The organism is Vibrio sp. 1288 (genome assembly GCF_033344475.1).
In genome coordinates, this window is sequence record NZ_JAWPOX010000033.1 from 40,792 (window position 1) to 52,674 (window position 11,883).

15 protein-coding genes are annotated in these 11,883 nt (G+C 42.8%); 10 read left to right on the plus strand and 5 right to left on the minus strand.

Annotated features, from left to right (window positions below; all coding sequences use genetic code 11):
• The first annotated feature begins 3 nt into the window (after positions 1-3).
• The 5 genes from rsxG (at position 4) to R8O11_RS19975 (ending at position 3,068) form a co-directional block, all read left to right on the plus strand.
• Positions 4-636, plus strand: a complete 633-nt coding sequence (gene rsxG / locus R8O11_RS19955) for an electron transport complex subunit RsxG (protein WP_005380747.1) — start codon at positions 4-6, stop codon at positions 634-636.
• Positions 636-1,328 (plus strand): electron transport complex subunit E, encoded by a 693-nt coding sequence (locus R8O11_RS19960; RefSeq protein WP_318194388.1) that lies wholly within the window; start codon positions 636-638, stop codon positions 1,326-1,328. The genes rsxG and R8O11_RS19960 overlap by 1 nt, the downstream gene beginning before the upstream one ends.
• 64 nt (positions 1,329-1,392) lie before the next feature.
• Positions 1,393-2,034: an endonuclease III gene (nth, locus tag R8O11_RS19965; protein ID WP_005380743.1), complete on the plus strand. Its 642-nt coding sequence runs from the start codon at positions 1,393-1,395 to the stop codon at positions 2,032-2,034.
• Between the two features lie 32 nt (positions 2,035-2,066).
• On the plus strand, positions 2,067-2,483 hold the full coding sequence (gene gloA, locus R8O11_RS19970; protein ID WP_031780931.1) for a lactoylglutathione lyase: 417 nt from the start codon (positions 2,067-2,069) through the stop codon (positions 2,481-2,483).
• A 150-nt stretch (positions 2,484-2,633) separates the two neighbouring features.
• Positions 2,634-3,068: a DUF2753 domain-containing protein gene (locus R8O11_RS19975; protein ID WP_005384886.1), complete on the plus strand. Its 435-nt coding sequence runs from the start codon at positions 2,634-2,636 to the stop codon at positions 3,066-3,068.
• Between the two features lie 120 nt (positions 3,069-3,188).
• Here R8O11_RS19975 and motY read toward each other — a convergent pair whose 3' ends face one another.
• Entirely contained in the window at positions 3,189-4,070 is an 882-nt protein-coding gene (gene motY / locus R8O11_RS19980) for a flagellar protein MotY (RefSeq protein ID WP_005384887.1), read from the minus strand.
• A 341-nt stretch (positions 4,071-4,411) separates the two neighbouring features.
• Here motY and rnt point away from each other — a divergent pair, with 341 nt between their 5' ends.
• Together rnt and R8O11_RS19990 are read left to right on the plus strand one after the other, a co-directional pair.
• A complete protein-coding gene (gene rnt, locus R8O11_RS19985; protein ID WP_005384888.1) occupies positions 4,412-5,056 on the plus strand; it encodes a ribonuclease T in 645 nt (214 codons plus the stop codon).
• Positions 5,057-5,084: 28 nt separating this feature from the next.
• A complete protein-coding gene (locus R8O11_RS19990; protein WP_017821192.1) occupies positions 5,085-6,410 on the plus strand; it encodes a Na+/H+ antiporter family protein in 1,326 nt (441 codons plus the stop codon).
• Between the two features lie 78 nt (positions 6,411-6,488).
• Here the strand turns inward: R8O11_RS19990 and R8O11_RS19995 are convergent, their stop codons facing one another.
• From R8O11_RS19995 to R8O11_RS20010, 4 genes are all read right to left on the minus strand, one after another.
• Positions 6,489-7,118, minus strand: a complete 630-nt coding sequence (locus R8O11_RS19995; RefSeq protein WP_017821191.1) for a DsbA family protein — start codon at positions 7,116-7,118, stop codon at positions 6,489-6,491.
• 136 nt (positions 7,119-7,254) lie between these two features.
• Positions 7,255-7,830: a hypothetical protein gene (locus R8O11_RS20000; protein ID WP_017821150.1), complete on the minus strand. Its 576-nt coding sequence runs from the start codon at positions 7,828-7,830 to the stop codon at positions 7,255-7,257.
• Positions 7,831-8,023: 193 nt separating this feature from the next.
• On the minus strand, positions 8,024-8,599 hold the full coding sequence (locus R8O11_RS20005; RefSeq protein WP_033907341.1) for a hypothetical protein: 576 nt from the start codon (positions 8,597-8,599) through the stop codon (positions 8,024-8,026).
• Between the two features lie 417 nt (positions 8,600-9,016).
• Positions 9,017-9,352 (minus strand): Grx4 family monothiol glutaredoxin, encoded by a 336-nt coding sequence (locus tag R8O11_RS20010; protein ID WP_017635833.1) that lies wholly within the window; start codon positions 9,350-9,352, stop codon positions 9,017-9,019.
• A 285-nt stretch (positions 9,353-9,637) separates the two neighbouring features.
• Here R8O11_RS20010 and sodB point away from each other — a divergent pair, with 285 nt between their 5' ends.
• The 3 genes from sodB to R8O11_RS20025 all read left to right on the plus strand — a co-directional run bounded on the left by sodB (position 9,638) and on the right by R8O11_RS20025 (position 11,758).
• Positions 9,638-10,222: a superoxide dismutase [Fe] gene (sodB, locus tag R8O11_RS20015; protein ID WP_318194389.1), complete on the plus strand. Its 585-nt coding sequence runs from the start codon at positions 9,638-9,640 to the stop codon at positions 10,220-10,222.
• A gap of 154 nt (positions 10,223-10,376) precedes the next feature.
• A complete protein-coding gene (locus R8O11_RS20020; RefSeq protein ID WP_033907342.1) occupies positions 10,377-10,880 on the plus strand; it encodes a VC2046/SO_2500 family protein in 504 nt (167 codons plus the stop codon).
• Between the two features lie 134 nt (positions 10,881-11,014).
• Positions 11,015-11,758: an SDR family oxidoreductase gene (locus R8O11_RS20025; protein ID WP_005380732.1), complete on the plus strand. Its 744-nt coding sequence runs from the start codon at positions 11,015-11,017 to the stop codon at positions 11,756-11,758.
• Positions 11,759-11,883: the final 125 nt, after the last annotated feature.

Genomic DNA, 11,883 nt, shown 5'->3' on the forward strand with positions numbered 1-11,883 from the left:
AACATGTTAACCGCTATTAGAAAAAATGGTCTGACACTCGCGATATTTGCATGTGCAACAACCGGATTAGTCGCCCTTACTCAGTACCTAACAAAAGACCAAATCAAGGTACAAGAGCAAAAACAATTACTTTCTGTTTTGAATCAAGTCATTCCAGAAAACATGCATGACAACGCACTCACGCAAGCTTGTACAATGGTCACGTCTCCAGATCTGGGGACATTACGTGCGATGCCAGCCTACCTCGCCACGAAGAATGGTGAACCAACAGCAATCGCAATAGAATCTATCGCGCCAGATGGCTACAATGGTGAGATAAAAGTGATTACTGGGATTGATAATCAGGGCAATATTTTGGGGACACGCGTCCTAAACCACCAAGAAACCCCTGGTCTGGGCGATAAAATCGATCTTCGTGTCACCGACTGGATCCTGAGCTTTACAGGAAAGCAAGTCACGGAAAACAATTGGAATTCGTGGAAAGTTCGTAAAGATGGCGGCGATTTCGATCAATTTACTGGTGCAACGATCACGCCAAGAGCCGTCGTAAAAGTGGTGCGAAATACCGTTAACTACGTAAACCAATCTCGTGAAGACATTCTTAGCCAGCCGTTAGGCTGTGAAGGAGAGCAGTAATGAATGAGAATAAATTACTGATGAAAAACGGTATGTGGAGTAATAACCCCGCTCTCGTACAACTGCTGGGCTTATGTCCACTGCTAGCGGTTTCTTCCACGATAACCAATGCATTAGGTCTTGGTATTGCAACCTTACTCGTGCTAGTTGGATCCAACGTAACAGTTTCTCTTATCCGTAACTATGTGCCAAAAGAGATCCGTATACCTGTATTCGTTATGATCATTGCCTCACTCGTTACCTGCGTTCAGTTGTTAATGAATGCCTATGCGTACGGTTTGTACCTGTCTCTAGGTATCTTTATTCCTCTGATTGTAACGAACTGCATTATTATTGGCCGAGCAGAAGCTTACGCGTCAAAAAATGATGTTGCACCCGCTGCGCTAGATGGTTTGTGGATGGGCCTTGGTATGACGAGCGTCTTGGTTGTTTTAGGTGCCATGCGCGAATTAATTGGTAATGGCACACTATTCTACGGAGCAGACCTTCTCCTAGGAGACTGGGCTTCAGCTCTACGGATTCAAGTTTTCCAATTTGACAATAGCTTCCTGTTAGCGCTTCTCCCACCTGGTGCATTTATCGGTGTTGGGCTGTTGATAGCGCTCAAAAATGTCATAGATAATTCAATTCAGGCACGTCAACCAAAAGAAGAAAAACCAACCATAGAACGTGCTCGCGTCACTAACGCATAACAAGATAAGGCTCTGTCATAGGAGCCTTTTTCATAAACCGCAGAGACGGTATTGGAAGTCAGCAATGAACAAAATAAAAAGAATCGAAATTCTTGAGCGATTACGAGAAAACAATCCGAATCCTCAAACTGAGCTTAACTGGAGCTCCCCTTTTGAGCTGCTAATCGCTGTATTACTATCAGCTCAAGCAACCGATGTAAGCGTCAATAAAGCCACCGACAAGCTTTTCCCTGTAGCGAATACACCTCAAAGCATTCTTGATTTGGGAGTCGATGGCTTAAAAGAATACATAAAGACCATCGGTTTGTTTAACTCAAAGGCAGAAAACACAATCAAGACTTGTAAGATCTTGTTGGAAAAACACAATGGTGAAGTTCCTGAAGATCGTGCAGCGTTAGAAGCGCTGCCAGGCGTAGGTCGCAAGACCGCAAACGTCGTGCTCAACACCGCTTTTGGTTGGCCAACTATTGCCGTCGATACGCACATTTATCGCGTGTCGAATCGCACTAAATTTGCGATGGGAAAAACGGTTGATGATGTCGAGCAGAAGCTATTAAAAGTTGTGCCAAAAGAGTTCAAACTCGATGTGCACCACTGGCTCATTCTTCATGGTCGTTATACGTGCGTAGCAAGAAAGCCTCGCTGCGGTAGCTGCATTATCGAAGATTTGTGCGAATATAAAGAGAAAGTATACCCAGATAGCTAACGCTATTTGTAAATCAAAGCTAGGAGCAAAAAATGTCAAACGGTCGAATTCTCCACACTATGCTTCGCGTAGGTGATCTAGACAAATCCATCAAGTTTTACACTGAAGTTATGGGCATGCAGCTGCTTCGTACTAACGAAAATAAAGAGTACGAATACACGCTAGCGTTTCTTGGTTATGGTGACGAATCCCAAGGTGCAGTGATCGAACTGACTTACAACTGGGGTAAAACTGAGTATGACTTAGGTACCGCTTTTGGTCATATCGCCATTGGTGTTGATGATATCTACGCAACTTGCGACGCTATCAAAGCGGCGGGCGGTAATGTGACGCGTGAGCCAGGTCCAGTAAAAGGCGGAAGCACGCACATTGCATTCGTAAAAGACCCAGATGGTTATATGATTGAGCTTATTCAAAATAAGCAAGCTTCAGCAGGTCTTGAAGGCTAAGCGGCACTTCTAATAATCACTTGTACTGCAAGTTGAACTCCGATTACAGGCAGGTCTGCGATCTGCCTGTCCTTTTATAAACAAAACTCTTTACTTGATAATGGTTATCGTTTAGATTTATCCGCAACTTCGATATGCGGGATTACGATAATGATCAGTGAATGGGAAAAACACACACTTCTAGCCGATACGGCACTTCAACTAGATGACCCTGTTCGCAGCATTCTTCATTACCAGCAAGCCCTAAGCCTGAGTGAAGATATTAGCGAATGTGTGGAAATTGAGGCGGACGAGCGATTATTAATTTCTGTGATTTCTTGTCATAACTTAGCTCAGTTCTGGCGTTGGGCCGGAGATACTGACTATGAACTCAAATACCTTCAACTGGCCTCTGAGAAAGTCTTAACACTTATCCCACAATGCCCAAATAAAGAGTGTGCAAGCTTTATCGACTCGATAGGATGCTGTACTAAGGCGTTGATAGACTTTATGAAGCGTCACCCTAATCCAGCTATTGCCAAACAGGTTGAAAAAATAGATACCGCAACCAATTGCGAAGTCATTGCCAAATTCCGCTTAAACTAACATTCAAATTATACAGCAGGAATCACCGAAACGTGCTTGGCAAAATACCACTAAAATATTATTAACAACGTCAGTAAATCAAAAATGCCGAAGCTTTCAGCTTCGGCGTTTTTATATGCATCACACTTGGGTTCGCCCTAGAGATATCACGACTCGGCGGTTTTTGTCTTTTCCTATTGGCGAACCGTTATCTGCAATAGGACGACGCTTGCCGTACCCTTGCACTTGAATTCGATCTTCCGGTAGCCCTAGAGACTGAAAATAGTCACGAAGTGACTCTGCACGTCGCTCTGATAAACTTTGACTCGCACTTTTACCATCGGTTGAATCTGTGTAAGTCGCCACCAGCACGAGATCGATATCTTGATTATGTCGGATATAATCTGCAATTTGTGATAAACGCTTTTTAGAGGCCTTGGTTAACTGATCACCTTGTCTTTCGTAGTGCAAAATCGTAAAAGCAATGTCCTCAAAACTGTATTTCAATAAGTTGGAAATACAGTCGCTAAACGCGTTGTACTTGTTTTGAAATAGTACTGATGACAATGCGACTTCAATTCTCTGATCTCGGCTCTGCCAATCTTGGTAACTAAAAGTCGGATAACGGCCTTTTTCCAGCTCAGACAAAATGCCCCATGCTGTTTGCCCTCCGACATAACCATCAAACTGTTTAAAAAACTTTAGGTTTGTAATTCGATCGGCGTGTTCACCTGGTCGCCAAGGTGGCGGCATAGAAATGAGACTGACGTTACGTGTTTCTCCCATCGGGCGACGCATTTTTAACTCAAAGTCTAAATTGATTTTTTTGTTCGCACGAGATGAAAATACCGCATCTCCAAAGCTTGGAATGGGGTGTACAAGCTGACATTCTAATGGTGTATTGACCACCATTTCCCATTGAGATTGCTGTGGAGTTGCAGCATAACGTTTGCCCATCAAAGCGAAGCTGCTTGTGCTAAACAACGAAAATACAACACCACTGGTAATCAGCCATTTCTTCATCTAATACTGTCTCTTAAACGGCAGTCTGTTGCCGTCAATTTGCATCAATAAAACCACTTCAACCGGCATGCAAAAATCTCGCCAATATAGGGTTATATGTCACACTGCCATTAATGTGAGCCACCGTGTTCCAATCACCTTAACCGCCACTTAGCGTTTTACTTCCTCATGTTTTATCGGTTTACATGATGCAAAGTATGGCGAATAAACGTCTACATAATATGCAATACAAACTTATTGATTGGATGCAAAATAGAATTCCGGTTTTCTCTTAAATTGCGGTTTTTCTCATCGGTATAATCTGCAATAATGCAGCCTTCGTCACACAAAAATAAGCCAACATGACACTAGAAAATGAAGCTCTAACCTTGAAAAAACGCTTTCGTGGTTATTTCCCTGTGGTAGTAGACGTTGAGACCGCTGGTTTCAATGCTCAAACTGATGCACTTTTAGAAATCTGTGCCGTTACGTTGAAAATGGACGAACATGGCGTGTTGCATCCGGCCTCCACCATTCATTTTCATGTGGAACCATTTGAAGGCGCTAACTTAGAAAAAGAAGCGCTTGAATTCAATGGTATTCGTGACCCTTTCAGCCCTCTTCGTGGTGCTGTTTCTGAGCAAGAGGCGCTAAAGGAAATTTATAAGCTTATTCGCAAAGAACAAAAAGCCGCAGATTGCTCACGTGCAATTATGGTTGCTCATAACGCAGCATTCGACTTGGGTTTTGTAAATGCAGCAAATGAACGCTGTAAACTAAAAAGAGTCCCTTTTCATCCCTTTGCTACTTTTGATACGGCTACATTAAGTGGCCTTGCTTATGGCCAAACAGTTCTCGCTAAAGCTTGCAAAACAGCCGGGATGGAATTTGATAACCGTGAAGCACACTCTGCGCTTTACGATACACAAAAAACAGCAGAATTATTCTGCGGTATTGTCAACAAATGGAAGGCCCTCGGCGGTTGGCCGCTTGTCGACGAAGAATAATAAGTAAACACAACATATTAGGAAAAGTATGAATCCTGTCGTTATATCAGTGTGCGTCATGCTCGTGTTAGCATTGATGCGCGTAAACGTGGTGGTTGCCCTCACGTTTAGTGCCATCGTAGGCGGCCTAGTCGCAGGCATGAGCCTTGGGGATACGGTTGCCGCATTTGAAAGTGGTCTAGGTGGCGGTGCAACTATCGCGCTAAGCTACGCCATGTTAGGTACTTTCGCTGTTGCCATCTCGAAATCAGGCATCACGGATCTACTGGCCAAAAGTGTTATCAAGCGCTTAAATGGCAAAGAAAACTCCGCCTCCACTACTGGCTTAAAGTACGCCGTGTTGGTGGCATTAGTGCTTGTTACGATGTCGTCTCAGAACGTAATTCCGGTCCATATCGCCTTTATTCCAATTTTGATTCCACCTCTTTTGGGCGTATTTGCGAAACTTAAGCTCGATCGACGTTTGGTCGCGTGTGTTCTTACCTTCGGTTTGATCACACCTTACATGATCTTGCCTGTTGGTTTCGGCGGTATTTTCTTAAACAACATTCTGTTAAAGAACCTACATGACAACGGTTTGGAGAATGTGGTTGCAAGCCAAGTCCCAACCGCCATGTTACTGCCTGGTGCAGGTATGCTGTTTGGTCTATTACTGGCTATCTTTGTTAGCTATCGTAAACCGCGTGTCTACAAAGAAACTGAGTTGACTGTCGTTGACGAAACCGATCATGTCATCAATAAAAAGCACATCTTGGTTGCGGCACTTGGTATTGTCGCTGCATTGGGTGTTCAGCTTTACACGGGTTCAATGATTATCGGTGCTCTAGCTGGCTTTATGGTGTTTACTTTCGGCGGCGTTATTGCATGGAAAGAGACGCACGACGTGTTCACTAAAGGTGTACACATGATGGCAATGATTGGCTTCATCATGATTGCAGCAGCAGGTTTTGCAGCAGTAATGAAGCAAACTGGCGGTGTTGAAACACTAGTACAATCGCTATCAACCAGCATCGGTGACAATAAGCCTTTAGCTGCACTACTGATGCTGATCGTTGGTCTGTTGGTAACAATGGGCATTGGTTCATCGTTCTCTACGATTCCAATCCTTGCAACTATCTATGTGCCTCTTGCGCTAGCATTTGGCTTCTCGCCGATGGCAACGATTGCACTGGTAGGTACTGCGGCGGCGTTAGGTGATGCAGGCTCTCCAGCTTCTGACTCTACATTAGGCCCTACATCTGGTCTAAATGCCGACGGTCAACATGAGCACATTTGGGAAACAGTCGTTCCAACCTTTATCCATTACAATATCCCTCTAATCATCTTTGGTTGGATTGCAGCAATGGTGCTTTAATACTATTGTTTGGATGGATATACATTTAGTTACGAAAAAGCCGCTCAATGAGCGGCTTTTTGTTATTCATAACTGTGGTTATTGCGCTGGCATATTGTCAATAATACGCTCACGAATCAGCTTCAAGGTTGGTTCTGTCGACAGGTAATCGATGGCAATCGGAAAATAAGCGTCGTTAATTTTAAGAACCAAGCTAGGGTAAGAGCTCACACCTAGGCTCTTTGCAAGGCTCAATTGATCTTCGAACACACCTTCTAAGAAAGAGCCATCCATGTCATTCTTGAATTGCTGAACATTCAAGCCAATTTCTCTCGCTAGTTGCAAGTGAGTGGCTTCTTCATGAGGAGGCATCGCACGTAAGTAATACGCATGCTGAATCGCTTCTAGCATCTGCTCATAAGAGTCTTGAAAGCCCGCTGCAATAACCGCACGACAAGATTGGTAAGTGCTTCTAACTGGCGTACAAAGCTTCCAGAAATCGTAGTTAAACTTAGTGCCTAACTGGCGCTCAATCTGCTTCCAAATACCTTCGAGTTTTTGTTGCATCTCGGGCGGCATCGGTAAATTAGTATCTGGCGCAAGACCACCAACCACATACTCAAACTGAATCACACCTGGCAGTTGCTGTTTTAGTTTATCCAGCGTTGGTTTGTAACCCCAACACCAACTGCACATTGGGTCATGCACGTAGTAAAGCTTTATATCCACTTTAATAATTAAACCTTTAAAATCATCTCAAAATCTCAGAGTAATTATACAGTCTCATAAGTTGAAAAACTGCTTTATCTTAATAATTCGCTCTAAAGCCAGTCTATACGAGGCGTGTTAAGTTTCATTGTAGATCTTAGGTTAGATAAACAAGTCTGTCAGCTGAGAACTCTAGCCCACCTAGCTCATTTTGTTCGCACAAACTCTTAAAATGTTCAGTACAATACAGAAAGCTCGCTCCTAGCATCTTTGACTTGAAAACAACCTTTTCTGCAACGTCGCTTTCATTAAATACTAACACCTCTACACCTGCTAAGCTGCCATATTCAATTTTTTGGACGCACTTATCTTCATCTTCTTGCCCAAACTCCAACGGTGTATACAGGTACCATTCCTCTTCTTTATAGCGAATCGATAAGAACTCGCCTACTTTGCTCAATGGCTCTTTTAAAGATGCATAAGCTTTAGGGCAAAGCACTAAGAAAACCCGTAACCATAAACTGATATCAGGAAGTAATGAGTCTTTCTTGAGAACATCTTCAAACTCAATATCTACCTCACCCCATATACTTTTGAAAGAAAAGTTTTCTAATGGCTGCACAAAGATTTTTTCTATTAAATCCATGTCACCTAACTGCCTAGCTACAGAACTAGGCGTAGTGCTCACGATTTTATATTCATTGTGACAGTCGAAAATTTTATAAACCGTCATTAATCTATCAACTCCTCATGTTTTACTACCAAGTGCTACCTATGGGTAAGTTACTTTTCAAATCATTTTTCATGAAGGAAACAGGCCTAAAAAAGCTGCGTTTTAGAGGAGAAAGCTAATTTTCTCGTCGACCATTACAGTGCTTACAAACCTCAAAATCAGAGAAATAGTATTTTCATATTAATAAAAATCACTAATTAAATGGATCTGTCAAATTAGAAGAAAACATGATGCCATTGAGCTGATTTTGTTCACACAAAGCCTTAAACTTATCTGTACAGTACAAGGTGCCCGCTCCTTCTAACCGAGACTTGAAAACCATTTTGTCTTTAACATCATCGTCAATAAAAACAAGGGTATCTAACCCATCTCGGCTCCCATATGCGATTTTTTCTACACACTTTCTCTTGTTTTCCTGTCCAAAAGTCAGTGATGCATATAAATACCATTGCCCACCTTGGTAGTTAGCAGGTAAAAACTCCCCGTGTTCACTTAGATAAGCATTCAATATTTCATATGCCCTCGGAGATAAAACAAGGTATGTTCGCGCCCATAAACTAATATCAGGCAATAGAGAATTGTACTTAAATACATCTTGAAACTTTACCTCCACAGGCTTCCAAATATCTTGCAGAGATTGGTTTTTAATAGCCTGTAATAAGATCCTCTCAAAATAGTCGAAGTCACCTAACTGGCTAGCGATTTCATCGGGACCAGAGCAGACCGTTTGAAATTCTCTTAAATTATCTATTATCTTGTAAACTGTCATAATTCTCCCAAAACTTGGTTCTTAGCGTCCAATGCTGATTTATGATGGGGCTTACTCTTCGAGTGCATTTTGTGCCGAAATAAGTTGGCCTAAAAATTCTGGGGAGTTAAATTGCCTTTAGTGTAATTCCTTAACCAAATACCATTTGTAGCAACTCCCTTATCAAAGACGTGTAAGCAATGATGTTTGAAAACGACTTTACGAAATAGATGGCAGCATACATCGTAATTACACGCCAATATACATCAAAATTCATACTGGAATTTTTGTATACACTAGGCGGGATTAACATGGCTTCGCGAGGTTTACGAGATAGGCAGTTAGAACAAAGCTTTATGTTCATTCCACTAACCTAAAAAGAAAAAGGAGCCAGTACGGCTCCTTCGTATTCTATCGCTAAATGTGAGTATTTACGAATTACTCAGCTTGATCTTCAGCGCGCGCTGCTGCTTCTTTGATTAGAGGCTGCAGTTCACCTTTTTGGAACATTTCTAGAATAATGTCACAACCGCCGATAAGCTCACCTTCAACCCATAGTTGAGGGAAAGTTGGCCATTGCGCGTACTTTGGTAACTCAGCACGGATATCTGGGTTTTGCAGAATGTCTACGTAAGCGAACTTCTCACCACATGCCATTAGTGCCTGTGACGCTTGAGAAGAGAAACCACAGCTAGGTAGTTTCGGTGATCCTTTCATGTACAGCAGGATTGAGTTTTCAGAGATCTGCTGTTTGATTTTGTCGATAGTTTCCATCGCTTCCTCATTCATGGGTTTGAACTTTATTTATTTGCCACATTCTACTCAATAACGACAGAATAAAAACCATATAATTAATAAGGCTTAATTTTAGGTTGCTCATTGGCGAGCAATGCAGCACTTCACCACTGCTAACCTCTTAAAATATTTTCATATCGGGGTTTTAATAAAGTAAAAACTTGCTAAAATACTTAGCAAGTCAGCCTTAAAGGCGACATAGCTATAAAAAAACACTAGAAGCAATCGAAAGGTCATCCTTTCAAATCAATGGAGAATCGAGTAATGGCATTTGAACTACCAGCTCTTCCTTACGCGAAAGACGCACTAGAACCACACATCTCAGCAGAGACTCTAGACTACCACTACGGTAAGCACCACAACACTTACGTTGTTAAGCTTAACGGTCTTATCCCTGGTACTGAGTTCGAAGGCAAAACTCTAGAAGAGATCATCAAGACTTCTACTGGTGGCGTATTCAACAACGCAGCGCAAATCTGGAACCACACGTTCTACTGGCACTGTCTTGCTCCAAATGCGGGCGGCGAGCCAACTGGCGCAGTTGCAGACGCAATCAACGCAGCATTCGGTTCTTTTGAAGAATTCAAAGCGAAGTTTACTGATTCAGCAATCAACAACTTCGGTTCTTCATGGACTTGGCTTGTTAAGAAAGCTGATGGCTCTCTAGAGATCGTTAACACTTCTAACGCTGCTACTCCTCTAACAGAAGAAGGTACAACACCACTTCTAACTGTTGACCTATGGGAACACGCGTACTACATCGATTACCGCAACGTACGTCCTGATTACATGAACGGCTTCTGGGCTCTAGTAAACTGGGACTTCGTAGCTGAGAACCTAGCGAAGTAATATACTTCCCCCTAAGTTCAATTTAGTCTTATTCAAAAGCTCGCTATTTAGCGGGCTTTTTTGTTTCGCCTTCCCTAGCACCTTTAAATAATTCCCTCTTTTACTAAAGTTCTTCTTATTCACGCCGTTAAAAGAGCATCGAGCGAGGAACATCATGCAAATTCATACGTTAGACAAAGCTGCAATTATCAACGAACTTCAGTTCGGTAATGGTATTAACCATGCCGTACACGAAGGTCGTCGTGCGGATTTCTCGCTGATTCTGTCTATGTTCTCTAATGATGTTCGCGATGTGGTCCCAGTTGAAGAGGTCCAGGAAGTCATCACCAGTGACAGTATTCTTCGCCAACAATTGGGTTTATCGCAACCTCAAGCTCTTCGTTCTGATAGCAGCAGCTATGAACTCGCAGCTGAACAAGCGAAACAGTTTCACGATGCAGGATTGCCTTCCGCAAAGCTGAGCCATTACCTAAAACCAGATGCGCTGACTTACCTGCCTGAAGACACATTCAACCTACCAGAGGAGGTTTATCACAACCTATCTGGTCATGAGCGACGCAGATTGGGCGAACGCAACAAACAACTGATCCCAGATGCTGGGCTATATAATCAGCTAGTGACGGCTCAACGTCAGCATCAAATTCAAGCTAAAGCATAGAGATCCGCTTTTTATCCAATAGCTTGCAATACCTACACGTCAGAAATGTGACATCTTACAAATTACCGCACAATAGTCCTCACTCGAAAGCGTTAGTTTGAAGCCTTTCACACTGAACCCAACGAATTTCAACCATGCTATTAGCACAAACCACTGGTGTATTGTTTTTCACATATGGATACAGTGAAGGTGCTATGGATATCAAAGAATCAATTATTCTCGTCACGTCTGCAGGTTCGGTTATAGGAAGAACCTGTGCAAATCACTTTGCTCACCTTGGAGCAACGTTGATTCTTTGTGACCAAAATTCTAGCGCTTTGAGAGCGAGCTATGAGCAAATCAGCGCTTTCACTGACAAAGTGTATGCTATGAATGTGTGTAGTGATAACACAACGTCCATTAACTTATTGTTTGACCAGATAGAATCACAGCTACGTGCGACACCAGATGTGATTGTTAATTGCTGGACCAGCTCCCCTATGCCTGGCTTAATGGCGCCAGAACCAATGAGTACTTACATTGATCACTTGTCGTCTGCGGCACGCTTCCTTTATACCTACGGCCAAGTAGGAGCAGAGCGCTTTCGAGCCAGAAACAAGAAAGGCGTCATTGTTAACGTCATTTCTCATGACAACCATGAAGACTTTACGGGAGTTGAAAGCATGGCGGCGTTGGTGTCAGGTTTTACTCACAGCTGGGCAAAAGAACTCACACCATTCAACATTCGAGTGGGCGGCGTTATTCCCTCGGTAAATCATACAAAAGAAGAGCTCAACGAGAGGCACTGGGCTGAGATCCAAGACGAACTAGTCCGCAACACAGCATACATCGTCGCGAATGAATACTTCAGTGGCCGAGTAGTTGCGACCGAAGTGTAAGCATACACAGCAACTCTGTTTTCCCAAGCCAGATGTAACTCCTGCACCTGACCCGTCCTGATATGGGTTGACACTTTTTAACTAAAACGCTCGATGTACTTCATCGGGCGTTTTGTATTTTAAAG